This is a genomic window from Chryseobacterium endalhagicum (genome assembly GCF_016745235.1).
GTDB classification, from domain to species: Bacteria; Bacteroidota; Bacteroidia; order Flavobacteriales; family Weeksellaceae; genus Chryseobacterium; species Chryseobacterium endalhagicum.
On sequence record NZ_JAELVM010000002.1, the window covers coordinates 62486 to 88209 of the forward strand.

Below are 25724 nucleotides of genomic sequence, written 5' to 3' on the forward strand. Positions count from 1 at the left end.
GCAATGTAACAATTATATTGAAGTCACATCAGCATTGTTACACTGGTACATTGCTATATTGTTACATTATTTATGAGTAAATTCCTCCGTTAATATTCACGACTTCACCGGTGATGTATGAGGCTTTTCTAGAAGCTAAAAATGCCACAAGATCGGCTACTTCTTCTGCTTCTCCGAACCGGTTTGCCGGGATCATGGCTTTAAGTTCGTCTTCGTTCATGTCCTGGGTCATATCTGTTCTGATAAATCCCGGAGCCACTGCATTTACGGTGATATTTCTTTTTGCCACTTCCTGAGCCAGGGCTTTCGTAGCCCCTACCAAAGCTGCTTTTGCTGCCGAATAATTGGTTTGTCCGGCCGTTCCTTTTACCCCGGAAACGGACACCATATTGATGATCCTCCCGTATTTATTGCGGAGAAGTTTCTGGATAAAGAAATTGGTAACATTGAAAAAGCCGTTCAGACTGGTATTGATAACACTGTTCCAGTCTTCACTCTGCATCCACATGAATAACCCGTCTCTGGTGATTCCGGCATTGTTGACAATAACTTCCACAATGGCATCAGGATTTTTCTCCTGCCAGTCCGTCAAAACTTTCTGGCTTTCTTCAGCATTGCCTACATCAAATTTAAGGATTTCTCCTGTAGCGCCCAATTCCTGCACTTTGGACAAAGTTTCCTGTGCCGCAGCTTCGTTGGAAGCGTAGTTGATGAGTATGTGGTAATTTTTTTCTTCAGCCAGTTTTATACAGACCGCTCTTCCAATCCCCCTGGAGCCGCCTGTGACAATTGCACATTTCATGTGTTAGTGTTTAGTTCGTTTTAGTTTTTTTAATCCTTAATTGTATGACAATCTATTATCGCTGATAATTACATGGTCTTTAAATATTTCTTCACTTCCTCCAGATACGGATACATCACCATATCATCTGAGAACGCAGGAATAATCTTTCTTATTTCGTCGTACAGTTCTTTGGTAGAAGACGAAACTTTATCCTGGAATCCAAGATATTCAACAGCCTGAATGATGGTAATGGCTTCAATGGCCAATACTTCAAATGCATTTTCTATCACTTTTCTGCAGATCACCGCTGCATTGGTTCCCATGCTTACAATATCCTGATTATCATTATTATTAGGGATACTGTGCACATACATGGAATTCGACAGCATCTGGCTTTCTGCCGTGGTAGATGTTGCGGTAAACTGAACGCCCTGCATTCCGAAATTGAAGCCTAATTTACCTAAATTTACAAAAGGTGGCAAAATTTCGTTGATCTTTGCATTCAAAAGGTAGTTCAACTGCCGTTCTGCAAGCATTGTAAGTTTGGTAACCACAATTTTCAGCTTGTCCATTTCCAACGAAATATAGTCTCCATGGAAATTCCCGCCGTGATAAACGTGCTGATCCTCTACATTGATGATCGGGTTGTCATTGGCTGAATTGATCTCGTTTTCAAGAACATTTTCAGTATATTCCAAAGTATCTAAAACCGGGCCCAGAATCTGAGGAACACATCTTAATGAGTAATATTCCTGCACTTTTTCCTTGAAAACTTTTTCCTGTTCTTCAAAGTGGGTATACAGATGGTCTTCTCTTTTTCTGATTAATTTGCTGTCCGCCAGATGAGCGCGCATTCTTTCTGCCACTTTCTGCTGGCCGTAATGTTTTTTCGTCCCGTTCAGTGCTGCTGAAAGGTGATCGTCATAAGCCTGAACAATTTCATTGATGGCACAGGAAAGCCTGATTGAAATATCGGTAAGCTGATTCGCTTTGTAGGCGTTTACAATTCCTATTCCGGACATTACCGAAGTTCCGTTCATCAAAGCAAGACCTTCACGGATTTCCACTTTGATAGGTTCCAGCCCTTCAGTTTCAAAAACTTCTCTGGTCGCTTTTCTCTCGCCTTTATAAAAAACTTCTCCCTCTCCGATTAAAACCAAAGCAAGGTGGGCAAGCTGTACTAAATCTCCACTTGCGCCAACTCCTCCGTGCTCGAAAATCAATGGTGTAATATCTCTGTTGATCAATTCTTTAAGCAAATAAACCACAGACTGATGAACCCCTGAATTTCCCAGCGAAAGGGTATTGAGTCTTGCGAGCATACAGGCTTTTACTTCCTGGGCAGGCAATGGATTTCCAATTCCTGAAGAGTGGCTTCTGATCAGGTTATACTGAAGCTGGTGTGTATCTTCGTCGCTGATTTTGAACTGAGCCATGGGTCCAAAACCGGTATTCACACCATATATTACTTTATTCTTTGAAAATTCCTTTAAAAACCGGAAACTTGTTTCTACTCTGTCTAAAAGAGTTCCATCCAGTTCAATTTTTTCGTTCTCAATGATAATTTTTTGAAAATCCTTCAGTTCTAAAAAGTTATTTATTTTCATCAATTAAAAGTAATAGTTGCTAATTTTGTAAAATATTAATTATTTGTCACTAATTTTGCGGCAAAGATAGAAGTTATTATTAAAATAAAAAATCAAGATGGGCAAAGAATTTGTTGATGTTCTTGTAATCGGTGCCGGACCTTCAGGCTGCGTATCTTCTTCATACTTAAAGAAGAACAATATCAACGTAAAGGTTGTGGAGAAGACAAAGTTCCCAAGACTGGTGGTAGGTGAAAGCTTAATTCCCAGAGTAATGGATCATTTTGATGAAGCGGGGCTTTTTCCTGCTTTGGACAAGATGGGCTTTGAAAAAAAGCTGGGCGCACGTTTTTTAAGAGGTGATGAAGTGTGTATTTTTGATTTCAGTGACAAATTCGGGGAAGGCTGGGACTGGACCTGGCAGGTTCCGAGAGCTGATTTTGATAATACCTTGGCTCAGGAAGTGATCAACAAAGGCATCGATCTTGAATTTGAAACAGAAGTAATTGATATTCAATTCAATGACACAAATTCTGTTACGACTGTAAAAAGCAAAAACGGAGAAACTAAGGAAATTTATGCTAAATTCGTGATCGATTCCAGCGGTTACGGAAGAGTGCTGCCAAGGCTTCTTGATCTTGAAAAACCTTCAAAACTGTCTCCGCATTCTGCTATTTTTTCCCACGTAGAAGACATTAACAGAGAGGAAGGAGAAGAAGGCACCCTGATATCTTTTGACATTATAGAAACAGAGGTATGGCTTTGGGTCATTCCTTTTTCCAACGGAAATACGAGTGTGGGCATTGTAGGTCCTACAGAATATATTGACAGACTTTCTGAAAACGGTGATACGGCAGAAGCTTTAAGAAAAGCAATTTCTCTTTCGGATTATTATGTGAAACGTTTCGGAAATGTAGATTTCCTTTTTGAACCGAGACATCTGAAAGATTATTCATGCTCGGTAAAACAGCTGTTCGGGGATGGATATGCTCTTACCGGAAATGCTTCTGAGTTCCTTGATCCGGTATTTTCTTCAGGAATGGCGTTTGCCACGGAATCGGGGATGCTTGCGGCGAAATTGGCTTTAAGACAGCTGAACGGAGAGACCATCGACTGGCAGAAGGAGTACACAGATTATATTCTTTATGGTGTGGATGTTTTCACAACGTATGTAAAGGAATGGTATACGGGAAATCTTCAGGAATTATTTTTCCATCAGCCGGAAAATCCGGATGTAAAGAAAAAGATCTGTGCCGTTTTAGCAGGATACGTCTGGAATAAAGATAATCCGTTTGTAAAAAAACATGACTCAGTCATTAAAAATCTTGCCAACCTGATTAAACTTGAAAAACAGCAACAGCAGGAACAATCATAAAAAAATCGGTCTGAATTTCAGACCGATTTGTTTTATTTCAAAGCTTTTTTTATTTCTGTTCCCAGCTTCTTTCCCGTAATTTCATAGGCTGCTGCAATTCTTCCGTATTCCCAGGAAAAATCTTTATTCATCTTTTTCCCGCCAATCTTATCGCCCTGAAGTTTCATAACCACTTTTGAAGGGTTATCCGTTTCTACAAAACTAAGGTCTGAAGTAAGTTTAGCTTCCTGTGAACCGATCATACCACCGTACCATCCTGCGTAAATCCATTTGGCATCAATGATTAGCGTATATTTCGCTTTAACATCGTTTTTAAAAACCACTTTTTTTGATTTGTTGTTGATGCCTTCAAGAAAATAGTTCAGATATTCTGATTCTTTAAATTTTCCCCACTGAAATTCCCAGTTTTTCCAGACCGCTTCATTTTTCTTAGCACTTATATCCGCTTTTCTGTTTTCCAGATACTGTGCTTCCGTCATATTTTTCTCCTGGTAAACCGCATTATCAAATTTCAGCTGAACATTCACTTCGGTCTGATCTTTTAAGAAATTAAAATCTCCCCATTCAAAGTTGATCTGATTCTGAGCAAATACGTTTGTCGTAAGGGCTGCAAATACCAGTAATAATAATTTTTTCATAGTTTATAATTTTTCTAAAAATTTAAAGTTTCAAATATATTATAAAAATTATCTATGTAAAGTGATTATTTTATCTCAAATCGATAAATGTGATCGGTTTTCTGCTGTTCGGATTAAAAACAGTTTTGGAAAGAATATCGAAATCGATCACTTCAATTTTAGGGCTTACCCTCAGTTTTGCACGGAAGTGATCACGGACTTCATTTACGAAGGTTTCATGTTCCTGTTCTGTACTCAGTTTAATGATAATTTCGTCCAGCCCGATTTCATTAGACTGAATAACAATCTGATAGCACAAAATAGTACTGAAATCATTCAAAATATCATTCATTGCAGGCGGATACAGCGTGGTTCCTTTGTACTTGATCATCTGCTGCTTTCTTCCCACTACCGGACCGAGCCTCATGGTATTTCTTCCGCATTGACACGGTTCATCATGTGCTTTTACGATATCCCCGGTTTTAAAACGAAGCAAAGGAATAGCTTCTACCCCTAACGTTGTGATGGTCAGTTCTCCGTTTTCACCTTCCGGAACTGGATTTCCGTTATCATCGAGAATTTCGGTGATAATCAGTTCAGGATGATGATGGCCGCCGATCTGAAATTCGCACTCTGTGAAGGCGGTACTCATTTCCGTGGAAGCGTAGGTTGAGAATAATTTAATATTCCACTTTTCCTTAATCTTCTGCGAAAGAATATTGTCAGTAAAATCCTGGTTTTTGATGCTTTCCCCGATACAAACGGCTCCGTAAACGCTGGAGTTTTTATAATCCAGTCCGTGTTTTTCTGCATAGTCGATCATTTTCAGAAGAAAAGACGGAACGGTGATAAGGTATTTGGGTTTGTATCTGAAAATAGAATCCCACTGCAGCTCCGGAATTCCCGGCCCCATTCTCACCACACTGGCTCCCATTTTTCTCAATCCCAGAAAATAGGCAAGGCCCGCCATAAAACGCTTGTCAATGGTAGTAATCATCTGTACAACATCTCCTTTCTGAATCCCGGCGCAGGCAAATGAGATGGCTTCATTGTAAGCCAGCCTTTCCAGATCATTATCAGACAGCCCGAAAGTTACCGGATCTCCCAAAGTCCCGGAAGTAGTACTGTAATCTACAATTTTGTCCGGCGGAATACAGAAAAAGTCGTGGTTGTACTGCTGCAGATCATTTTTTGTAGTGGTCGGAATTTTCTGCAGATCTTCCAATGTCTGGATATCCGCAAGGTTGATATTATTTTCCTTGAATAGTTTCTGATAAAAAGGGGAATGGGCTTCAAGATAAGTCAAAAGCTCCTGAAGTTTATGCTCCTGAAACGTTCTGATGTCCTGAATACCTGATTTTTCGATGGCCGGATAGAATTCCAATGATTTTAATTTTAAGTAACAAATTTATTTAATTAAAATGAAAAGATGGAATGATTGAAAGATTAAAAGATTCGAGGATGCAATAATTACCGCTGGAAAGTGAAAGTCTGGGTATTGGAATTTCCTGCCGTATTGGTTGTGGTGACTTTTAAAGTATGCAAGCCTGAACCTTTGGGACATTTTTCATCAAAGACATAAACAAAATCATTTTTTACGCGGGCAAAACGAAGCCATTTTCCATCCAGCTCTGCACGGTATGAAACAATGTCGCCTACTTTTGTGGTTCCTTTCAGCCTCAATGCGCTGCTGGTGATAAGTGCTCCTTCTTTCCAGCTCGCAGAAACAGAGGGCAAACTTTCATCCAACACCAGAACTACCGTACCCAACCTGTTGAATTCTCCCTCTACGCGGTCACCATTCCATTTTCCTTTTACGGCGTCTGTATCACTTCCGTAATCAAACAGCATTACTACTTTACTCTTTTCATCAGCGGATAATTTTCTGCCGGGTTTTATTTTTAAGGTATATTGATCATGAACCGGAATATAAGAAGTCTGCAAAACTACAGTATTTGAAATGGCATCTGCTCTCGAAGCCGGTTTTTCCGACATCTTAAAATTCATAAGATCATATACAGCATTCTTACTGAAATTGATTTCTGCGTTTTCCGTGGTAATGGTTTTTCCTTCATCAGGCTTAACCGTTTTATCTGTAAGAGCAACTGAATCTGAATTTCTATCGAAGCGGACCTTTGTGGTCAATTTGCCTGTATTTCCATTCACATCTTTTAAAATAATTTCAATCGTGTGAATACTGTCATCCTCCAGATGGATAATTCCTGTGCTGCCGGATGAATGGTAGTTTTTAAGTCTCATTCCCGGTAAAGTTGATAAATGCTGGATGCTCATTTTATCTCTTACAAACTTCGTATAATCTATACAGCCGTTAAGATACCGGGTATCATCGTAGCTTACTTTATCAATGGAAAAGCTATATACCAATTGTCCATCCATTAATAATTCCGCATGATAAATTCCAAGATTAAATCCCTGATTGGCCTTATCCACAGCTTTAACCGCAAAGCTTATTTCCGGCGAACTGACCTGAATGATATCTGTCGTGTAGCCGTTTCCTGTTTTTTTAACTGCAATTCCGTTAGCACCGGGTTCATAAGTACTAAATCTCCGGTCATACCAATACAATCCGCTAATCGTTGGTACAACACGATCCGGAATATTAAACCCAAACAGCAACGGATTGATGCACTCCTCCGTTTTGGTATCCCTTATTTCAAAATGTAAATGCGGACCCGCCGAGCCTCCTGTATTTCCGCTTAAAGCGATGGTTTGTCCTTTGGTTACGGGAAACTGTCCGGGAGAGAACGTGATATCCTGTTCCCATTTTTCGTCTTTGTACTGTCTTTCTTTTATATATCCATCCAGCTGCTCAAAGTATGTATTGAGATGGGCATATACCGTAGTGTAGCCGTTTGGATGGGTAATATAAACGGCGTTTCCAAAACCATAACGCTCAACTTTTATCCTGCTCACATAACCGTCTGCGGCGGCAACAACCGGAAGATTTTCCTGACTGTTGGTCCGCAGATCCAGACCCATATGAAAATGATTGGAACGGACCGCGCCAAAGTTGGCGGCCAGCTGCATGGGGATATTCAGAGGATTGCGGAAATAATTTTGCGGGTAATTATTCTGGGCTTGCAGTGTCATCGTATGGATGATGCAGATGATGAATAGCAGTTTACAGAAATTTTTCATACAGCATTTGGGTTTTGGGGACTATTAAATTTACAAAAATTTATTTTATGATAGAGGGGTATTTTATTTTAGCCACAGATGGCGCGGATGATAGGGTGAAGATCTTTCGTTATATTAAATTTAAGTTTTGGCTAAAGCCGGAGGAAGAGTATTTATTAAGCGGGCTAAAGCCCGCTCCTATTGAATGAAACGGTTGATATGATCTCAATAAATGTAAAATTATTTAAAAAAAACTGTGGAATCTGTGAGATCTGTGGGATTTATTTTTTATTCCCGCTGATCTCACAGATTAGCACGGATGACTGCATAAAATGCTTGTTTGTTTTGTAAAGTGAAAAGATTTATGTTCAAAAAACATTACAAAATCACCAGGAAAAATTGACGTATTCACCATTCACCGTTCCCGTTTCATCTGCTTCCTTCATTATATTTCTGAAATTGAAGTTTTTAATAGATATAAGCTAAATAAAACATATATTATAAACCGACAAAATTTAGTAAATTTGCAGACTTAATTAATCAACGATATTGAGATATTTACAATGAGCCAATTTAAAGAATACAAAAACCTCAACCTTATTGACATAGCCGAGAATGTATCGGAGTTTTGGAAACAGAATAAAACGTTCAGTAAAAGTGTTGAGATTCGCGAGGGTAATGCCGAGTTTGTTTTTTATGAAGGTCCGCCTTCAGCAAACGGTATGCCCGGAATTCACCACGTTATGGCCAGAGCATTAAAGGATATTTTCTGTCGTTTCCAGACTCAGAACGGGAAACAGGTTTTCCGTAAAGCGGGCTGGGATACACACGGACTTCCTGTGGAACTGGGCGTAGAAAAAGAATTAGGAATTACGAAAGAAGATATTGGCAAAAAAATCTCTATTGAAGACTACAACAAAGCCTGCCGTGAAGCGGTAATGCGATATACAGACGTATGGAATAACCTTACGGAAAAAATCGGATACTGGGTAGACCTTGATGATCCTTATATCACCTACAAATCCAAATACATGGAGACGGTTTGGTGGCTATTGAAGCAGCTGTATAATAAAGAATTATTGTACAAAGGCTACACCATCCAGCCTTATTCTCCGAAAGCAGGGACTGGACTTTCTTCTGCGGAATTAAATATGCCGGGAACTTATCACGATGTTTCTGATACTACCGTTGTAGCTCAGTTCAAAGTAAAGAAAGAATCCTCCGACTTATTTAGTGATGTGGAAGGAGACGTAAGCATTCTTGCCTGGACGACCACTCCATGGACTTTACCATCCAACACAGCATTGGCTGTAGGAAGAGATATTGAATATGTTTTGGTTAAAACATTCAACCAATATACATTTGAACCGATCGCTATTGTTTTATCCAGAGTTCTTTTACCTAAAGTATTCGGTAAGAAATATGCAGAAGGAACGGATGAAGATTTCGCTGGTTATACTGCCGAAAGCAAAGTGATTCCTTTCAAAGTCGTAAAAGAATTCACAGGAGAAAAGCTTGCCGGAGCTCAATATGAGCAGTTAATCCCTTGGTTTACCCCTAATGATTCCCCTGAAAAAGCTTTCAGAGTGATTTTGGGAGATTTTGTAACGACTGAGGACGGAACCGGTATCGTTCACATTGCTCCTACTTTTGGTGCGGATGATGCAAGAGTGGCCAAAGAAGCCGGAATTCCACCCATGTTGATCAAAGACGAAAATGACAATCTTGTTCCGCTGGTAGATTTGCAGGGAAGATTTATCAAAGGAGAAAATGTTCCTGAATTATTCTCAGGAAAATATATCAAGAACGAATATTACGATGACGGAACTGCTCCTGAGAAATCCTGGGATGTAGAACTTGCCATCGTTCTGAAGACTGAAAACAAAGCCTTCAAGGTAGAGAAATACGTTCACAGTTACCCGCACTGCTGGAGAACTGACAAACCGGTATTATACTATCCGCTGGATTCATGGTTTGTAAAAATGACCGCTGTAAAAGACAGATTGGTAGATTTAAACAAAGAAATCAACTGGAAGCCTAAATCTACGGGAGAAGGACGTTTTGCGAACTGGATTGAAAACGTCAACGACTGGAACCTTTCCCGTTCAAGATATTGGGGAATCCCATTACCGATCTGGAGAACTGAAGATCTTAAAGAAGAAAAGATCATTGGGTCTGTAGAAGAGTTATACAACGAAATAGAGAAATCTGTTGCAGCAGGATTCATGAAAGAAAACCCGTTCCAGGGCTTTATCATCGGAAATATGTCTGAGCAGAACTATGAATTGGTGGATCTTCATAAAAATGTGGTAGACAAAATCATTTTAGTTTCAGATTCAGGAAGAGCAATGAAGCGTGAAAGCGACTTAATCGACGTTTGGTTCGATTCAGGTTCAATGCCTTATGCCCAGCTGCATTATCCTTTTGAGAATAAAGAATTAATTGACAATAATAAAGCATTCCCGGCAGATTTTATTGCAGAAGGCGTTGACCAGACCCGTGGTTGGTTCTACACCCTTCACGCGATCGGAACGGCAGTTTTTGATTCAGTTGCTTATAAAAATGTAATGAGCAACGGGCTTGTTCTGGATAAAAACGGACTGAAAATGTCAAAATCCAAAGGAAATGCAGTAGATCCTTTCGAAACACTTTCAGTATACGGTCCGGATGCTACCAGATGGTATATGATCTCGAATGCAAATCCTTGGGAAAACCTGAAGTTTGATATCGAAGGAATAGACGAAGTAAGACGAAAGTTCTTCGGAACGCTTTACAATACGTATTCATTCTTTGCATTGTATGCGAATGTGGATGGATTCAACTACACAGAAAAAGAAGTGGAAAACCGTCCGGAAATCGACCGATGGATACTTTCTGAACTGAATCTTCTGATCAAAGAAGTAAAAGCATTCTACGAAGATTACGAACCGACAAGAGTCGCCAGAGCGATCAGCACATTTGTGAATGACAACCTGAGCAACTGGTACGTAAGACTGTGCAGAAGACGTTTCTGGAAAGGAGATTATTCTGATGATAAAATCTCTGCTTACCAGACTTTATACACCTGTCTTGAAACCGTAGCGAAATTATCCGCACCTGTTGCTCCGTTCTTTATGGATCAATTGTATCAGGATTTAAATAAAGTAACCGGAAAAGAAAACTGTGAATCTGTGCATTTAACAGATTTCCCTGTAGCAGACGAAAGCCTGATCGATCAGGATCTTGTGGAAAAAACGCATCTGGCTCAGAATATCACAAGTATGGTTTTCTCCCTGAGAAAGAAAGAAAATGTGAAAGTCCGCCAGCCGTTACAGAAAGTATTGGTTCCGGTTCTGGATGCTAAAACAGAAGAACAGCTCTTAGCGGTTGCAGACCTGATCAAGCAGGAAGTAAACGTTAAAGAATTACAGCTGATCAATGCAGAGGAAGCTTCTCACTTAATTGTAAAACAGATCAAGCCGAATTTCAAAGCGTTAGGTCCTAAACTGGGGAAAGACATGAAAACGGTAGGCGGTGCTATTGCTGATCTGAATACAGAGCAGATTGCCAGCCTTGAAAAAGAAGGAAAAATAGACATTCAGGGGTACGAAATTACGCTTGATGATGTGGAAATCTCTACCAAAGATATCCCGGGATGGACGGTAACTTCCGACGGGAAAACAACTGTGGCATTAGATTTGACGTTAACAGAAGAATTAAAATCTGAAGGGATCGCAAGGGAGTTCATCAACAGAATTCAGAACCTGCGAAAAGACAAAGACTTTGAACTGACAGACAGAATTAAAATCTCCATCGAAGAAAATTCACCTTTCCTTGAAGAGGTTAAGAAAAATGAGGAATATATTTCTTCTGAGGTCTTGTCAAATAAAATAGAAATTGTATCTTCACTTTCAAATTTTAACGAAATCGAAATAGATGAGGTTAATTTTAAGGTAAATGTTGAAAAGAATTAACATATAGTTAATGTATTTCAAATTCCATTTCATAATTTTATTAAAAAAGAGAAAAGAATATGTCAGACGAAAGAGTTAGATACAGCGATGCTGATTTACAGGAATTTAAGGCAATTATAAAAGAAAAAATAGAAAAAGCAGAAAGAGATCTTCAGCTGATCAGAGAAAGCTTCATCAACGACCAGAATAATGGAACGGATGATACGTCTCCTACATTCAAAGCTTTTGAAGAAGGAGCGGAAACTCTAAGCAAGGAGCAGAACTCTATATTGGCAGGGCGCCAGGAAAAATTCGTGCGTGATCTTAAGAATGCTTTGATCAGAATCGAAAATAAAACCTACGGTGTATGCAGAGTAACCGGAAAGCTGATTCCTAAGGAAAGACTTTTAGCCGTTCCTCATGCTACGCTGAGCATTGAAGCGAAAAATATGCAGAAATAAACCGTAAGGTTTGTCAAAATATTATTGGGTTTATATCGTATTCGCGGATACTTTATAAACCTAATTTTTAATGTATACCCATGACCGAAGTATTAGTTTTAGTAATTATTGTTGCTGCAGTTCTGCTGTTTTTCAACAGAGCCTGGATCAAAAACAGGTTCTTTCCCGATAAACACAGAAACTACACCATCGATGATCAGTTCAATTCTGATAAACGGGACAGGGAAAAAGAAATCGACAGACTTTTGAGTAAGATGGGGCGCAACGGCATCAACGATCTTTCGGCAAAAGACAGGAAAAGACTGGACGAGCTGTCCAAAATGTAATATATAAAAAAGAAAAAAAATGGAATCTATCATAGTACATCCTAAGAATCCTATGGAACTGAGCGCATTGAAAAGTGTTTTAAAAGATATGAACATCAGATATGAGCGTGCTCAAACCAAAAACACGTTCCATACAGAAAAGGTAGCGAAGAAAATTTTCGATAAGAAAAATCAGGAAAAACCTTCTAAACCAAAAGGACAGTAATGAAAAAGATCTTAGCTATAACATTTTTAGTATTGTTAATTGATCAGGCTTCAAAAATTTACATCAAAACCCATTTCAACCTGGATGACAGCATCACTGTTCTTCCGGGCTTTAAACTGACCTTTGTAGAAAATCCAGGAATGGCTTACGGGCTTCATTTCGGAGGAATCATCGGGAAATATTTCCTGGTGATCCTGAGACTTTTCCTGATCGGAGGTATGGTGTATATGTTTAAGAAATGGCTGAAACAGGGAGCTTCCAACTATCTTCTGATCCCAATGGCTATTATTTTTGCCGGGGCTATCGGAAATATCATTGACGGAATGTTCTACGGACTGATCTTCGACAGCGGAACAGTCTACGACCAAAGCATTGACCGATGGATCGGATACGGCGGTGTTTCCAAGTTTGTGCCTTTCGGACAGGGCTATTCGGCTTTCATGAAAGGATGTGTAGTGGATATGCTTCACTTCCCGCTGGTAGACTGGTATGTTCCGGACAGCTGGCCTGTAATCGGAGGAAAACATATTGAATTCTTCAAATATATTTTCAACGTAGCCGATTCTGCCATTACCGTAGGAGCCGCCTTCTTATTAATATTCAGAAAAAAAGCTTTCCCGAACGGACTTGAGTTTTAAAAAACGTATTCCGGATGAAAAAAGTAATTAAAAATATTTTTAAAATGTTCCTGCTGCTTCTTGCGGTAGGAATTATTTTTATCGCCTGGGCGAACTACAGCATCAAAAAAGAAAGCAGCCCGTTTGTTTCTTACAAAATCTCTGATGTGCCGGAAACCAAGACCGCTTTACTGCTTGGAACCGGAAAAAATCTGAGCAGCGGACTTCCCAATGCTTATTTCTACAACAGGATCCAGGCCGCTATAGACCTGTATAAAAGCGGAAAGATTAAATACATCATCGTAAGCGGAGACAACAGCACCAAAGATTATAATGAACCGGAAGATATGCAGCTGACCCTCATGAAGTATGGCATTCCAAAAGACAGAATCGTGCTGGATCATGCCGGATTCAGAACTTTGGATTCAGTGATCAGGGCCAAAGATATTTTCGGACAGAACAGACTGGTGATTATTTCCCAGAAATTCCACAATGAAAGAGCTGTTTTCCTGGCCCGTGAAAATGGCATGGAAGCTTTCGGATATAATGCTAATGACGTGAATAAATATGCCGGGCTGAAAACCAACTTAAGGGAATATCTGGCCAAAGCAAAGGTATACTGGGATCTGCTTTTCGGAGTGGAGCCGAAATTTGGCGGGGAGAAGGTTGTGATTCCTTAACAGGATGTGGTGATTTGATGATGAGTTAATGTGATGATGTGATAATTTGTTGATGTGGTGATTGGATGATGTGGTGATTTTCTTATTTCTGTACGATCATTTTTTAATCCTTGAATTTTTCAGATTTATTCCGCAAAACCTCGTAAATTTGCTATTCATTAATTTTTAATAAACAAAAACAAATGTCAAGAATTCTTACCGGCATTCAAGCCACCGGAACCCCCCATCTTGGAAATCTGCTTGGGGCGATTATTCCTGCTATTGAACTTTCCAAGCAGGAAGGAAATGAATCATTTTTATTCATTGCGAATCTTCATTCTCTTACCCAGATTAAAGACGCGAAGGAACTGAAACAAAATACCTACGAGATCGCTGCGGCTTGGCTTGCTTGTGGGCTGGATACCGAAAAAACATTTTTTTACAGACAGAGTGATATCCCTGAAACCTGTGAACTTTCTTGGCATTTATCATGTTTTTTTCCTTATCAAAGATTAACGCTTGCCCATTCATTCAAGGATAAGGCAGACAGACTTCAGGATGTAAACGCCGGGCTGTTTACCTACCCTATTTTAATGGCTGCGGATATTTTACTGTATGATGCAGAGGTTGTTCCTGTAGGAAAAGACCAGCTTCAGCATCTGGAAATTGCCCGTGATGTAGCTTCAAGGTTTAACAATCAGATGGGAGAAGTTTTTGTACTGCCTCAGTCTGAACTTCAGGAAGACACGAAATATGTTCCCGGAACAGATGGCCGTAAAATGTCTAAATCCATGGGAAATATCATTAATATTTTCTTACCTGAAAAGGAACTGAAAAAGCAGGTAATGAGCGTAGAAACCGATTCTAAAGCTCTTGAAGAGCCTAAAGATCCTGAAACAGATAAAGTGTTCGCTATCTACCAACTGATTGCGACTCCTGAGCAGACGGAGGAATTAAGAGCGAAATACCTGGCCGGAAATTTCGGTTACGGACACGCCAAATTAGAGCTTTTAAACCTGATCTTAACGCGTTTTGCGAAGGAAAGAGAAATGTTTGCTTATTATATGAACAACCTGGACGAGCTGGAAGCTAAACTTCAGGAAGGTGCCGCAAAAACGAGAGTAGTTGCTACCGAAACCATTAAAAGAGTAAGAGCAAGCTTAGGAATTTAAAGCCTGTTATTTAAATATAAAAAAGCCTTTCCCATCGAAAGGCTTTTGTTTTTTTGTAATTTTATTGTAATGAAAAATATAGGGTTACTTATTCTTCTTGTTTTGACTTCATGCAAAAAAGAACCTCGTTATATCAATATTAAGGATGAATTGATCTATAAAAATGAAAATGGTTTGTTCTTAAAACATACGATCATTCTTAAAAGCAGAAATCCTGAAGATTCAGGAAAAGTTACCCGCTTTTTCAACTATGTTCTATACAAAGATCAAGTTCTTGAATTAAAAGATTTCATTGATCTGAAAAGCTTTCATGAAGTTCAGAACAATAATCGGGACAGGTTTATTATAAGTGCCTACGAAGATTCCAGATATCGGTATCTGTTTAAAGATCATCCCGCTTCATCTCCTAATATTTTAATTCAGGAAAAATAAATGACAGTTAGCTTTTCGAAAGAATAAAACAATGCTCTGAATATTTTATACTGATCAGGCATTCCTGCAGGGTTTCCTTTATATTCAATAGGAGCGGGCTTCAGCCCGCTTACAAGATATGCACATCGCAAAAGGCTTTAGCCAAAACTAAGCATCAGGATTTTCTTTAGATTTTTTTCCACAATTAAGCATTATTTTTCGAAAGAATAAAACAGTGCATCCCATCTTCGAACTCATAGACAATATCCCAACCGGGATATTGTTTTGTTATAGTCCTGATGATAGACAGCCCCAAACCGGTAGAACTGTGGTCTGAACCCTGTTTGTAAAAACGGTTGAAGATTTGTGTTTTGTCCAATGAAACACCGCTTCCGCTATTCTGAAAGATCAGCCTGTTGTCTTCTATGCTGATATTGACATTTCCGTCCTGACTGTTGTACTTCACTGCATTTTTAAGAAGATTAGAAAGGAGAATATCCGCTAAATCAGGGTTAAAATCAGCTCCAAAGAATCCTTTCTCTATAATGCTGACCTTAACTTTTTTAAATTCAATAAAATCCTCGTAATTTTTCACCAGCCCGGAAACGGCTTCATTAAAATCTACTTTTGAGGTTTTACTGAACTGGCTGTTTTCTATTTTTGAAAGCATGAGCAGGGATTTGTTCAGGCCTGCCATTCTTCTCAGATCACCCTTTAATTCTGAAATAAAATTCAGGTCTTTTTTCTCCAGGTCTTCATTCTGGATCTGCAGGTCGATCTTATTGATCATAATCGCCAGCGGTGTCTGAAGCTCATGGGATGCATTTTCGATGAACTGCTTCTGCTGATGAAAGACAAGCTCATTACGCTCAATCATTTCCTCTATTTCCACATTGAGCTCTTCAAATTCTTTAATCGAATAATCCTGAGGTTCCTGTGATGAATTTACCCCGAACTGGTATTTTTTAAGTTTATCTAAAATAGTATAGAAGGGACGCATGGCTTTATGCAGAAGATATCCATTCACAGCCACAATACTGATCACGAGTAAAATGTACAGAACAATCAAAGCTGTTGTAAGGTCATACACCAATTCGTCCTGTTCCACCGTAGACGTCCGTATTTCAAGCCGCTGGCGTTTTCCGAACTGATCTATAAAATCGGTCTCAAGGACGCGGTAAGGCTGGTCTTTGTCGTCGTACTCCATATAGAACATCTTATTATAGAGCCTGTTCTTATCTTTATACTCAGATTCTGAAATCGGTTTGATTTTAAATTCATTAAATCCAAAATCCTTGCTGTCCAAAAGCTTAGGATCGTGATACACTGCTTTTATGATCTGTATCTTCCTGTCCTTCAGTCCGTCATCTACATTATCATACACTTCATCCAGAATATAGGCGTAAAAGAGCGCTGCCCAGACTGCAATAATGAGCAGCAGGATAACGATCATGTATTTGATGGTGTAGTATTTTAACGAAACTTTCATCAGACAAATTTATAACCTATTCCGTAAACAGCCTGAAAATCGGCTTCTGCATTAAGGTTTTTCAGTTTTTTGCGAAGATTTTTAATCTGTGAATAAATAAAATCCAGACTGTCCGCCTGATCGATATAATCGCCCCAGATCGCCTCAGCCAAAGTGGTTTTCTGCAGTGTTTTTTCCGGATGGATGACGAAATAGTACAGGAGATCGTATTCCTTCCGGTTAAGAACCAGATCTTCATCTCCTACTGTTACCGTCCGGTTTTCCGGATCGATGTTGATATTTTTATACTTTATCGTGTTTTCCCCATCCTGATTTTTCCTTCTGATCACTGAACGGATTCTCGCCATCAGTTCAGCAAGATGAAAAGGTTTTGCCAGATAATCATCGGCTCCTATTTCCAGCCCGGCCACTTTATCATCTACAGAATCTTTGGCAGATAAAATAATGACGGGATCTTTTTTGTGAAGCTTTTTAATTTCCCTCAGCAGATCAATTCCGTTTCCGTCCGGAAGCATGATATCGAGAAGAATACAGTCGTACTCGTATGAAATGATCTTTTCCAGACCGGCACTGTATGTAAGGGCATATTCTACAATAAAATGCTCTGCTTCCAGAAAGGTCTGCACGGTATCTTTCAGTTCCGGTTCATCTTCTACAATTAATATCTTCATGGCTCCAGTATTAGCTTCTATCAAATATATGAAATAGAAAGGAAGGAGGAAGCCGGAGGATGGAAGTTATTTCCGGGAAACATAGCTCCCACAGATTATTTTCACAATATCAATTGAATATCTTACAATTGATACGGCAACTTAAACAGCTTCCATCCACCATCTTCCTCACTCCGCATCTTAGTCATCAATCTTCTTAAAGTTCCCGTTTCTGTCAAATTCAAGATCCAGTCCGTTTGAAAGCTCTGCTTTATAAGACCATCTTTCTTTTTCTATTTTTACGATATGGGTGTTCGGGAAATTTTTGGCTGCATAATTTCTGATCGAAACAGGAATAAATCCATAAGGCAGTTTCTGATGTTTCCCATCTACTTCTTTCCAGTTTCCTTTGCTGTCGAATTCTACTTTCATTCCATTGGCAAGATATACCTGGTATTCATCAACTCCGTAAATTTCTCTGTCTTCAATAGCAGATCCCACATTGATTCCTTTAAAATGAGAGGCAAGGAAAGTCCTGGCTGTTTTAGGCAATTGATTGGCCGTAATAGCTTTATCCTGCGCGAAAATAAAACCGCCTGCCAATAAAAAAACTAAAATAAATGCTCCTGTGATTTTTCTGAAATTTTTCATAATGCTAAATTTTTTCTGTTATATGATGGAGCAAAGTTCAGAATCAATTTAGGAAAGAATTAGGAAAGAGGGGAAAATGAAGAATTAAGAGTGAAGAGTGAAGAGTGAAGAGTGAATAGTGAATAGTGAATAGTGAATAGTGAATAGTGAATAGTGAAAAATACTTGAACCATTAAGATGAAATAAGAGGTTAAGAATATTAAGAAAGCTGCTGCTAAAAAAATCACTTGATTTTTTCTTAATCTGAGCCTAATTAGGACTTGGCGCCCCTATTACCCATGTCAAGGTTTAAAACCTTGACATGGGTAACCGTAATTTTTTTTATCTCGAATTCAGGTTAATTCAACTTAAAACTTCCATCATCTTAATGGTTCAAAAATCCGGTTTTCTGCTGCCGGAAGCTGTCTTTTTTTATAAGTATTCTTTGATCTGTAAAAGATGGGTGATGGCTTTCAATCCTTCTTCCTGCTTATTTTCTTTATAAACGTCGAAGAAAATTACATCCAGACCATAGTTTTGCGAGCCCACTACATCTGCGATCCAGTCGTCACCAATCAGGATGCTTTCCTCTTTCTGCGCTTCTGCCAGTCCAAGGGAATATTCAAAGATCTTAGGATTGGGTTTTCTTACACCTACCGAATCTGCGCTGGTAATGGTTTTAAAATATTTATCAATTCCGGAAAGGATACACTTTCTTTCCGTTACTTCCTGGAAACCATTGGAAATAACGTGTAGAGTATAATGTTTGGATTTCAGATAATCCAGAATATAGGCTGCTCCCTCTACCAGTTCATTATGGTTGAGGATCTTATCCAGGAAATGTTCTTCAAAATATTGGGAAAGCTCTTCATCATCTACCCCGAAATGCTTGAAGGTATCATAGAAACGGTGCTTTCTCAGATATTCTTTATCAATAAGACCATCTCTGATCTTTTCCCAAAGGCTTTCATTGATCTCATGATAGACCGAATGAAAGTCTTCAAAACCGATATTATAGTGGAGTGTGATTTCCTGCTTTTCAAAAAGATCCTTGATGGTAAGGTAAGCATTCTTACGGTGATCCCAGAGCGTATTGTCCAGATCAAAAAAAATGTGCTGAATTTTCATACAGCACAAAATTAATTTTAATTTTTGGAAATCGGAAAATTCTTGCTTTTGGTTTTTACCAATTCAAGACTTTTTGAGTAATTCAGTAAAAAATCAATTGTTTGTTTCTTAGGTTTCAAAGTTTTCACTTTTAAGGAATCATTTTTTTTCATAGGCTAAGTATGTTTTCCTTTAAACGTGAATTTTCTGAAATTATTATCCTAACGTGTCAATACAATATTATTTTCATCCATGATTTTTCTCAGGTTAATCAGTGCATACCTTACTCTTCCCAATGTAGTATTGATACTCATATTGGTATGATCCGCAATTTCTTTGAAGCTCAGCCCGTCAAAAAACCGCAGTTTAATGACTTCCTGCTGGTTCTGTGGCAGAAACTGAAGCATTCTCAGCAGGTCTTCCTGGATCTGCATGGTAACAAGATGATCTTCGATGTTTTCCGAAGGCTCCCGGATCAGATCAAAAATAGAATACTCGTCTGTTTCAAAAGTGGTTTCTGAAACTTTAACGTTTTTCGCTTTCAGTCTGAAGTGATCAATAATAAGATTGTGTGCTATTCTTTTGGCCCAAAGAATGAATTTGCCTTCTTCGTTGTACCGTCCTTCTTTCAGCATCAGAATGATTTTCATGAATGTATCCTGAAAAACATCATTGGCCAGGTCTTCATCATTAATTTTGTAAAAAATGAATGTAAACAGTTCTCTCTGATGACGATGAATAAGGGCTGATAGGGCTTCTTCGTCTCCTTTCTGGTAAAGGGAAATTAGTAGGCTGTCCGTTTTTGATTTCATAACTCTTCTCAATAATAAAAAATTTGCAGACCAGCAATTCTCCAGATATTTTATCTGGCCCTAGCTGTAAATACAAAACAGTTTTTTAGAGTAAAGTAAAATCAATAGGCGGTACAATTATTATATGGTGTAAATATAATAATTTTTTAATAACTGTTAAGCAATTATTAAATTTTTACAATAAAAATGTAAAAAAACTTATTTAAACATGTCATGAATAAACACAGTAGGGATATTTAATGTTAAATTTACATTTAAACCTTTCAGCTCTTTTCCGTTTAAACGTGCGTCTCCAAGAGGAAAAGCATACCCACCTGTAAGGTCTAGAAGCCCGAAAAGTGTAACCCCTATCTTCGGAGCGATATATTTATTGGTTCCTTCTGCTCCTATCAGAAAATAATAGGAATGGTAGAAATCTACATTTTTCTCGAAATTAAGCATCACATCTGCCTGCAGTTTCGGCATGATGGCAAATTTGGACCCGGCAGAACCCATCAGTGCAGATCCGCCCAGCCTGTAAATCACATCATCATTCTTCAGGAAAAGCAGCTTCCCTCCTACTTCTCCAAAGCTCTGGTTCTGGTAGGTATATCCTACGCTGACCATTTTGTGCATGGTATACTGCGCCTTGGCCGCAATGCTCAGAAAAAACAGGGAAAGTATAGCAAGTACTGATCTAAAATTCATCATCTATCGATTATTTAAGGTGTAAAATTAAAAAAAACTGCCTTACCAGAAGATAAAGCAGTCTATTTATTATTTCTGAAGAGAAATTAAATACCGAATGCAGCTTTAATTTCGTCTACTTTGTCAAGTTTTTCCCATGTAAAGAACTCAAGTCCTGTAAGGGTAATTTCATTTTTCTGACCTTTATTGAATGTTTTGTCAGCAATGTAATGTTCTTTCCCCATATGTCCGTAAGAAGCCGTTTCAAGATAGATAGGATTTCTTAGTTTCAGGTTCTGCTCGATGGCGTAAGGTCTTAAATCGAAGATGGTAGAAACCTTCTTGGCAATTTCACCGTCGTGAAGATCTACTTTAGCCGTTCCGTACGTATTGATGTACAAACCACAAGGCTCAGCAACACCGATTGCGTAAGAAACCTGTACCAGAACTTCGTCAGCAATTCCTGCAGCCACTAAATTCTTGGCAATGTGTCTTGTAGCATAAGCTGCACTTCTGTCTACTTTTGATGGATCTTTTCCTGAGAAAGCACCACCACCGTGAGCTCCTTTTCCTCCGTAAGTGTCTACAATGATTTTTCTTCCTGTAAGACCTGTATCCCCGTGAGGACCACCGATTACAAATTTACCTGTAGGGTTGATATGGTATTTGATCTGATCGTTGAACAACGCTTTGATCTCTTCTGTCTGTTGTGCCACAACTCTTGGAACCAAAATATTTTTGATGTCTTCACGGATCTTGTTCAGCATTTCTTCTTCAGTTCCGAAGTCATCATGCTGTGTAGATACTACAATAGAATCAATTCTTACCGGCTTGTGATCATCAGAATATTCAATCGTTACCTGGCTTTTTGCATCAGGACGAAGGTAAGTAATCTGACTTCCCTCTCTTCTCAATACAGAAAGTTCTTTAAGGATCGTATGGGCAAGATCCAGAGCAAGAGGCATATAATTAGCCGTCTCGTTGGTCGCATATCCGAACATCATCCCCTGGTCACCGGCACCCTGTGCATTGGCTTTAGCTTCAAAAGATTCGTCGTTTACCGCTCTGTCTACTCCCTGGTTGATATCCGGAGACTGCTCGTGAATCGCTGAGATTACACCGCAAGAATCTCCATTGAACATATATTCACCTTTTGTGTATCCAATTCCATTGATAACATCTCTTGCAATAGTCTGAACATCAAGATAAGCATCAGATTTCACTTCTCCAGCCAATACTACCTGTCCTGTTGTAACAAGAGTTTCGCAGGCTACTTTGGAACTTTTATCATAAGCTAAGAAATGATCGATAAGTGCATCGGAGATCTGATCGGCAATTTTATCCGGGTGTCCTTCTGAAACGGATTCAGATGTAAATAGATAAGACATATTATTCTTTGTTTTTTAGATTAAAAAATATGTGAGGAAAAATAAGAATAAATGGCCCGTAAAAGAATACTGTTTTAGCATATTTTTAGAGAGGTTGCAATCAGGTCAAATTTTTCCTCGTTTATAAACGTCCGCAAATTTAAGTACTATTTTTTTAATACTCAAGAATTTTGCTTATTAATTATAATTTTCTTAAAATTAATGATTTATATCACTTTGAAGCCTTCTTCGTTCACTGCGGTTTGATGCTCACAAACTCCTTTGGATTCACATGATAGTTAAGCTTCAGCTCCAGTGAATTTTTGATGGAATGGGATAATTCATCAATGATTTTCTGCTTGAAGGTCGGCTTGTAATAGATAATGCTGATCTCTCTGTACGGGAAAGGCTTTTTGAACCGGAAAACGTTCTCCTTCTGTTCATCGGAAAGCTGGCTCAATGCCAATTCCGGCAGAATACTGATCCCTCCTACTTTATCTACCATATGCACCAAAGTCTGAATATTGGACGCTAAAAAGTCTAAATTCTTAGGCTTCAGGGTATTTTCTTTTAAATGACAGATATTTTCAAACTGGTTTCTCAAACAGTTCCCTTCCTCCAGAAGCCATACTTTTTCAACATTCAGTTCTTCAGGAATGATATAGGAATTCTTTTTATTGGCTTCCGTATTGGAGCTGTAGATCATCAGTTCCTCATTGAAAAGGAAATCCTGATAAAATTCATCAGCAGAATCATAAGGTGTGGAAATAATTCCCGCATCCAGCTCGCCCGCTTTTAAAGCTTTTACAATATTATCAGTGGTCATTTCTTTCACATTCATCTGGATTTTTGGATTTTCTTCCAAAAACTTAAAGATCTCTGTAGGTAAAATGAAAGATGAAACCGTAGGAATGATTCCCAGATTGATGGTTCCGCCCAGAATATTATTCAAAAGATTCGCCTTATTTTTCAGTTCATTGACAGATTCTATAATTACCTTTGCCTGATCAATGATCTGAAGCCCTACATCTGTGGTACGGATCGGGTGCGTAGTTCTATCGAACACCTTCACATCCAGTTCATCCTCAAATTTTTGTATCATCGCACTTAGTGTAGGCTGCGTAATAAAGCATGCCTGAGCCGCTTTACCAAAATGTTTGTACTTATCTACAGCGATAAGATACTCCAGTTGCTGAATGTTCATCTGATTAATATTATCTATTACAAAGATAAAATGTTTTTGCTATTTGTAATCAAAAATTCAAGTAAATTTGATATTTCGTACGTCTGTGTAAAACACTGTACAACGTAAATCAATAAGACAAATCATAAGTATATGGATTCTAAAAAATTAACGCTAAGCAACGGCGCTCCTTATTATGAGCATCAGGACTCCCAAACAGTGGGACCCAGAGGACCCGTCCTGCTGCAGGACTTTATACTTCAGGAAAACCTTGCCCATTTTGTAAGGGAAAGAATTCCTGAAAGAATTGTACACGCCAAAGGAAGCGGTGCCTATGGAACATTTACCGTGACCCATGATATCAGCCAGTATACCAAAGCCAAAATATTTTCAAAAGTAGGAAACTCATGCAGAATGTTTGCCCGCTTCTCTACCGTAGGCGGAGAAAAAGGAAGTGCAGACACCGCAAGAGACCCGAGAGGTTTTGCTTTAAAATTTTATACGGAAGACGGAAACTGGGATCTGGTAGGAAACAATACACCGGTATTCTTTATTAAGGATGCTAAAAAATTCCCGGATTTCATCCACACCCAGAAAAGAGTTCCGAAGACGAATTTAAAAAGTGCCACCATGATGTGGGATTTCTGGAGCCATAATCCTGAATCTCTTCACCAGGTTCTTATTTTAATGTCGAACAGGGGAACCCCTCACGGCTACAGACATATGCACGGATTCGGATCTCATACTTTCGCGATGATCAATGATAAGAATGAAAGAATATGGGTGAAGTTCCATTTTAAAACCAAGCAGGGCATTAAAAACTTCACAGATGCGGAAGCCACCAAAATGGCCGGAGAAAATCCGGATTTCGCACAGGAAGATCTTTGCAATGCCATTGAAAACGGAGATTTCCCAAAATGGACAATGTACATCCAGGTAATGACCGAGGAGCAGGCCAGAGATTTCAGATGGAATCCTTTTGATGTAACGAAAGTATGGTTCCACGATGATTTCCCACTGATAGAAGTAGGAGAAATGGAGCTGAATGAGGTTCCTGTCAATTATTTTGCCCATGTAGAGCAATCCGTATTCTCCCCAAGCAGCCTGGTTAACGGAATAAGCTTCTCTCCTGACAAAATGCTTCAGGGAAGACTGTTTTCCTATCCGGATGCCCACCGGTACAGAGTAGGCGTGAATGCCCACCAGCTGGAAGTAAACCGCTGCCCTTTTGCCGTGAACAACTACCAGAGAGATGGTTTTATGGCAGACTCCAGTGAATATCAAGACAAGCCGAATTATTTCCCGAACAGCTTTGACGACATCAAGCCGGATCCTTCCTATAAGAATTATGAGTATGAACTGGACAGTGCACACGTGGCAAGCTACAACAGGAACGAAAATGATGACGACCATTACACCCAGCCCGGATTATTGTACACAAAATCTATGAATGCAGAAGATAGAGAACACCTGATCAGCAACATAGTGGGAAGCATGAGAGGGATTAACGGACCGAAAAAAGAGGAGATCATCAACCGACAATTATGTCACTTTTTCAGGACTAATATTGAACTTGGCATGAAAGTGGCATCTCAGCTAAATATCAATATTGATGCAAATATGATGAATCACTCAAAATAGGATTTTGAAGGATTCATCAATTAAAAGGAAAAAAAACTAATATTTTTTCCTTTTTTTTGTAAAAAATTCATAATTTGCAAAAAATAATATTTTATAGTGGAAAAATGAGTTACGAAAATATATTATTGGAGAAAGAAGACAGGTTAGCTGTCATTACCATAAACAGACCTCAAAGCTTAAATGCTTTAAATGCAAAAACGATTCAGGAGCTTAGTTCAGCAATGGATGAGCTTAATTCGGATGCAGCCTGCAGAGTGATTATCATTACAGGAAGCGGCGAAAAATCGTTTGTAGCAGGAGCTGATATAAAAGAATTCAGTGATTTTGGACAGGAAAAAGCCGAAGAACTGGCCAGAAACGGGCATAATACCCTGTTCAACAAAATTGAAAATACATCTAAACCTATCATTGCAGCCGTTAATGGATTTGCATTGGGAGGAGGTTTAGAGCTTGCCATGGCGTGCCACATCAGATATGCATCAGAGAATGCAAAACTGGGGCTTCCGGAAGTAACACTTGGATTGATTCCTGGTTACGGAGGAACACAGAGACTACCTAAATTGGTAGGAAAAGGTATCGCCAACGAAATGATCTTCTCAGCCAAAATGATCCCAGCTCAAAGGGCAAAGGAAATAGGATTGGTGAATGAAGTATACCCTATTGAAGAATTATTAACCAAAACAAAAGAATTAGCGAGCATCATAGCCAATAACTCACCAATGGCTATATCAAAGGCTATACAAGCCGTCAACTTGTCTGATACGGAGAAAGGTTTTGAATCTGAAATTACATATTTCGGAGAGCTTTTTGAAATGAAAGACAAGCAAGAAGGAGTTACCGCTTTTATAGAGAAAAGAAAGCCTAACTTCTAGATTTTTAATCCAAATTATTTCGAA

24 protein-coding genes are annotated in these 25724 nt (G+C 38.9%); 11 read left to right on the top strand and 13 right to left on the bottom strand.

Features of this window, described 5'->3' with window-relative positions:
• Window positions 1–70 precede the first annotated feature (70 nt).
• Window positions 71–802 (bottom strand): 3-oxoacyl-ACP reductase FabG, encoded by a 732-nt coding sequence (gene fabG, locus JET18_RS10580; RefSeq protein WP_202090876.1) that lies wholly within the window; start codon window positions 800–802, stop codon window positions 71–73.
• 68 nt (window positions 803–870) lie between these two features.
• Window positions 871–2391 (bottom strand): HAL/PAL/TAL family ammonia-lyase, encoded by a 1521-nt coding sequence (locus tag JET18_RS10585; protein WP_202090878.1) that lies wholly within the window; start codon window positions 2389–2391, stop codon window positions 871–873.
• 97 nt (window positions 2392–2488) lie between these two features.
• On the opposite strand from JET18_RS10585, the gene JET18_RS10590 reads away from it, so the two are divergent.
• Window positions 2489–3745, top strand: coding sequence for an NAD(P)/FAD-dependent oxidoreductase (locus JET18_RS10590; RefSeq protein ID WP_202090880.1), 1257 nt, complete (start codon window positions 2489–2491; stop codon window positions 3743–3745).
• A 32-nt stretch (window positions 3746–3777) separates the two neighbouring features.
• Here the strand turns inward: JET18_RS10590 and JET18_RS10595 are convergent, their stop codons facing one another.
• The 3 genes from JET18_RS10595 to JET18_RS10605 all read right to left on the bottom strand — a co-directional run bounded on the left by JET18_RS10595 (window position 3778) and on the right by JET18_RS10605 (window position 7521).
• Window positions 3778–4383, bottom strand: coding sequence for a hypothetical protein (locus JET18_RS10595; RefSeq protein WP_202090882.1), 606 nt, complete (start codon window positions 4381–4383; stop codon window positions 3778–3780).
• Between the two features lie 70 nt (window positions 4384–4453).
• Window positions 4454–5746, bottom strand: a complete 1293-nt coding sequence (locus JET18_RS10600) for a phenylacetate--CoA ligase family protein (protein WP_202090884.1) — start codon at window positions 5744–5746, stop codon at window positions 4454–4456.
• Window positions 5747–5832: 86 nt separating this feature from the next.
• The gene (locus JET18_RS10605) at window positions 5833–7521 is read right to left on the bottom strand and encodes a M23 family metallopeptidase (protein ID WP_202090886.1); all 1689 of its coding nucleotides are present in this window, start codon (window positions 7519–7521) and stop codon (window positions 5833–5835) included.
• Between the two features lie 542 nt (window positions 7522–8063).
• Here JET18_RS10605 and ileS point away from each other — a divergent pair.
• The 8 genes from ileS (at window position 8064) to JET18_RS10645 (ending at window position 15304) form a co-directional block, all read left to right on the top strand.
• Window positions 8064–11453, top strand: a complete 3390-nt coding sequence (ileS, locus tag JET18_RS10610) for an isoleucine--tRNA ligase (RefSeq protein ID WP_202090888.1) — start codon at window positions 8064–8066, stop codon at window positions 11451–11453.
• Window positions 11454–11512: 59 nt separating this feature from the next.
• Entirely contained in the window at window positions 11513–11893 is a 381-nt protein-coding gene (locus JET18_RS10615; RefSeq protein ID WP_034726982.1) for a TraR/DksA family transcriptional regulator, read from the top strand.
• 80 nt (window positions 11894–11973) lie between these two features.
• On the top strand, window positions 11974–12219 hold the full coding sequence (locus tag JET18_RS10620; RefSeq protein WP_202090890.1) for a DUF6576 domain-containing protein: 246 nt from the start codon (window positions 11974–11976) through the stop codon (window positions 12217–12219).
• A gap of 19 nt (window positions 12220–12238) precedes the next feature.
• Complete coding sequence (locus JET18_RS10625) at window positions 12239–12424, top strand: DUF2683 family protein (RefSeq protein ID WP_202090892.1); 186 nt, start codon at window positions 12239–12241, stop codon at window positions 12422–12424.
• Entirely contained in the window at window positions 12424–13062 is a 639-nt protein-coding gene (locus JET18_RS10630) for a lipoprotein signal peptidase (RefSeq protein WP_202090895.1), read from the top strand. The genes JET18_RS10625 and JET18_RS10630 overlap by 1 nt, the downstream gene beginning before the upstream one ends.
• 14 nt (window positions 13063–13076) lie before the next feature.
• Window positions 13077–13721: a SanA/YdcF family protein gene (locus JET18_RS10635; RefSeq protein ID WP_202090897.1), complete on the top strand. Its 645-nt coding sequence runs from the start codon at window positions 13077–13079 to the stop codon at window positions 13719–13721.
• A 182-nt stretch (window positions 13722–13903) separates the two neighbouring features.
• On the top strand, window positions 13904–14872 hold the full coding sequence (trpS, locus tag JET18_RS10640) for a tryptophan--tRNA ligase (RefSeq protein WP_202090899.1): 969 nt from the start codon (window positions 13904–13906) through the stop codon (window positions 14870–14872).
• Between the two features lie 69 nt (window positions 14873–14941).
• Entirely contained in the window at window positions 14942–15304 is a 363-nt protein-coding gene (locus JET18_RS10645; RefSeq protein ID WP_090026417.1) for a hypothetical protein, read from the top strand.
• Between the two features lie 184 nt (window positions 15305–15488).
• On the opposite strand, the gene JET18_RS10650 is transcribed toward JET18_RS10645, so the two are convergent.
• The 8 genes from JET18_RS10650 to JET18_RS10685 form a co-directional block, all read right to left on the bottom strand.
• Window positions 15489–16772, bottom strand: a complete 1284-nt coding sequence (locus JET18_RS10650; protein WP_202090901.1) for a sensor histidine kinase — start codon at window positions 16770–16772, stop codon at window positions 15489–15491.
• Window positions 16772–17443, bottom strand: a complete 672-nt coding sequence (locus tag JET18_RS10655; protein ID WP_202090903.1) for a response regulator transcription factor — start codon at window positions 17441–17443, stop codon at window positions 16772–16774. Before JET18_RS10655 ends, JET18_RS10650 begins: the two co-directional genes overlap by 1 nt.
• A 180-nt stretch (window positions 17444–17623) precedes the next feature.
• A complete protein-coding gene (locus tag JET18_RS10660) occupies window positions 17624–18073 on the bottom strand; it encodes a PepSY-like domain-containing protein (RefSeq protein WP_202090905.1) in 450 nt (149 codons plus the stop codon).
• Between the two features lie 411 nt (window positions 18074–18484).
• Complete coding sequence (locus JET18_RS10665; protein WP_202090906.1) at window positions 18485–19180, bottom strand: YjjG family noncanonical pyrimidine nucleotidase; 696 nt, start codon at window positions 19178–19180, stop codon at window positions 18485–18487.
• A 200-nt stretch (window positions 19181–19380) separates the two neighbouring features.
• Window positions 19381–19971: an RNA polymerase sigma factor gene (locus tag JET18_RS10670; protein ID WP_184162556.1), complete on the bottom strand. Its 591-nt coding sequence runs from the start codon at window positions 19969–19971 to the stop codon at window positions 19381–19383.
• Window positions 19972–20169: 198 nt separating this feature from the next.
• On the bottom strand, window positions 20170–20661 hold the full coding sequence (locus JET18_RS10675) for a hypothetical protein (protein WP_202090907.1): 492 nt from the start codon (window positions 20659–20661) through the stop codon (window positions 20170–20172).
• 83 nt (window positions 20662–20744) lie between these two features.
• On the bottom strand, window positions 20745–22025 hold the full coding sequence (gene metK / locus JET18_RS10680; protein WP_202090908.1) for a methionine adenosyltransferase: 1281 nt from the start codon (window positions 22023–22025) through the stop codon (window positions 20745–20747).
• A 232-nt stretch (window positions 22026–22257) separates the two neighbouring features.
• Complete coding sequence (locus JET18_RS10685) at window positions 22258–23208, bottom strand: LysR substrate-binding domain-containing protein (protein WP_202090910.1); 951 nt, start codon at window positions 23206–23208, stop codon at window positions 22258–22260.
• Between the two features lie 132 nt (window positions 23209–23340).
• On the opposite strand from JET18_RS10685, the gene JET18_RS10690 reads away from it, so the two are divergent.
• Complete coding sequence (locus JET18_RS10690) at window positions 23341–24828, top strand: catalase (protein WP_202090912.1); 1488 nt, start codon at window positions 23341–23343, stop codon at window positions 24826–24828.
• A 104-nt stretch (window positions 24829–24932) separates the two neighbouring features.
• Complete coding sequence (locus JET18_RS10695; RefSeq protein ID WP_202090914.1) at window positions 24933–25700, top strand: enoyl-CoA hydratase/isomerase family protein; 768 nt, start codon at window positions 24933–24935, stop codon at window positions 25698–25700.
• Window positions 25701–25724: the final 24 nt, after the last annotated feature.

Excerpts from the sequence above, each read along its gene's own strand:
- metK (WP_202090908.1), bottom strand. The coding sequence starts at position 22,025 with ATGTCTTATCTATTTACATCTGAATCCGTTTCAGAAGGACACCCGGAT.
- JET18_RS10595 (WP_202090882.1), bottom strand. The coding sequence starts at position 4,383 with ATGAAAAAATTATTATTACTGGTATTTGCAGCCCTTACGACAAACGTA.
- JET18_RS10615 (WP_034726982.1), top strand. The coding sequence starts at position 11,513 with ATGTCAGACGAAAGAGTTAGATACAGCGATGCTGATTTACAGGAATTT.
- JET18_RS10660 (WP_202090905.1), bottom strand. The coding sequence starts at position 18,073 with ATGAAAAATTTCAGAAAAATCACAGGAGCATTTATTTTAGTTTTTTTA.
- JET18_RS10670 (WP_184162556.1), bottom strand. The coding sequence starts at position 19,971 with ATGAAATCAAAAACGGACAGCCTACTAATTTCCCTTTACCAGAAAGGA.
- JET18_RS10590 (WP_202090880.1), top strand. The coding sequence starts at position 2,489 with ATGGGCAAAGAATTTGTTGATGTTCTTGTAATCGGTGCCGGACCTTCA.
- JET18_RS10620 (WP_202090890.1), top strand. The coding sequence starts at position 11,974 with ATGACCGAAGTATTAGTTTTAGTAATTATTGTTGCTGCAGTTCTGCTG.
- JET18_RS10685 (WP_202090910.1), bottom strand. The coding sequence starts at position 23,208 with ATGAACATTCAGCAACTGGAGTATCTTATCGCTGTAGATAAGTACAAA.
- JET18_RS10650 (WP_202090901.1), bottom strand. The coding sequence starts at position 16,772 with ATGAAAGTTTCGTTAAAATACTACACCATCAAATACATGATCGTTATC.
- JET18_RS10645 (WP_090026417.1), top strand. The coding sequence starts at position 14,942 with ATGAAAAATATAGGGTTACTTATTCTTCTTGTTTTGACTTCATGCAAA.
- ileS (WP_202090888.1), top strand. The coding sequence starts at position 8,064 with ATGAGCCAATTTAAAGAATACAAAAACCTCAACCTTATTGACATAGCC.
- trpS (WP_202090899.1), top strand. The coding sequence starts at position 13,904 with ATGTCAAGAATTCTTACCGGCATTCAAGCCACCGGAACCCCCCATCTT.
- JET18_RS10665 (WP_202090906.1), bottom strand. The coding sequence starts at position 19,180 with ATGAAAATTCAGCACATTTTTTTTGATCTGGACAATACGCTCTGGGAT.
- JET18_RS10605 (WP_202090886.1), bottom strand. The coding sequence starts at position 7,521 with ATGAAAAATTTCTGTAAACTGCTATTCATCATCTGCATCATCCATACG.
- JET18_RS10695 (WP_202090914.1), top strand. The coding sequence starts at position 24,933 with ATGAGTTACGAAAATATATTATTGGAGAAAGAAGACAGGTTAGCTGTC.
- JET18_RS10585 (WP_202090878.1), bottom strand. The coding sequence starts at position 2,391 with ATGAAAATAAATAACTTTTTAGAACTGAAGGATTTTCAAAAAATTATC.
- JET18_RS10690 (WP_202090912.1), top strand. The coding sequence starts at position 23,341 with ATGGATTCTAAAAAATTAACGCTAAGCAACGGCGCTCCTTATTATGAG.
- JET18_RS10630 (WP_202090895.1), top strand. The coding sequence starts at position 12,424 with ATGAAAAAGATCTTAGCTATAACATTTTTAGTATTGTTAATTGATCAG.
- JET18_RS10655 (WP_202090903.1), bottom strand. The coding sequence starts at position 17,443 with ATGAAGATATTAATTGTAGAAGATGAACCGGAACTGAAAGATACCGTG.
- JET18_RS10635 (WP_202090897.1), top strand. The coding sequence starts at position 13,077 with ATGAAAAAAGTAATTAAAAATATTTTTAAAATGTTCCTGCTGCTTCTT.
- JET18_RS10675 (WP_202090907.1), bottom strand. The coding sequence starts at position 20,661 with ATGATGAATTTTAGATCAGTACTTGCTATACTTTCCCTGTTTTTTCTG.
- fabG (WP_202090876.1), bottom strand. The coding sequence starts at position 802 with ATGAAATGTGCAATTGTCACAGGCGGCTCCAGGGGGATTGGAAGAGCG.
- JET18_RS10625 (WP_202090892.1), top strand. The coding sequence starts at position 12,239 with ATGGAATCTATCATAGTACATCCTAAGAATCCTATGGAACTGAGCGCA.